This window comes from Vibrio sp. 10N.222.55.C6 (genome assembly GCF_041473395.1).
In the GTDB taxonomy this organism is placed as follows: Bacteria; Pseudomonadota; Gammaproteobacteria; order Enterobacterales; family Vibrionaceae; genus Vibrio; species Vibrio crassostreae_C.
The window spans coordinates 1-256 of the sequence record NZ_JBFRSD010000600.1; the positions used below are offsets into that span (position 1 = coordinate 1).

1 protein-coding gene is annotated in these 256 nt (G+C 48.0%); it reads left to right on the forward strand.

The features are described 5' to 3' along the window. Nucleotides 1–256 (forward strand): BamA/TamA family outer membrane protein (locus AB4486_RS25265; protein ID WP_372119463.1); only part of this gene is annotated, 256 nt, incomplete at both ends.

A 256-nucleotide genomic window follows, 5' to 3' on the forward strand; every position in this document is an offset into this window, starting at 1 on the left:
GGCAGTATCAACTTTGGTGTCGGCTACGGTACTGAATCTGGTGTGAGTTTCCAAGTTGGCCTGCAACAAGACAACTTTGCGGGCTCTGGTAACCGTGTTGGCGTAAGTGCCATGATGAATGATTACCAAAAGAACGTGAGCTTAGACTACCGTGACCCATACTGGAACCTTGATGGTGTGAGCTTAGGCGGTAAGATCTTCTACAACGAATTTGAAGCCTCTGAAGCGGGCATCGTCGACTATACCAACCAAAGTT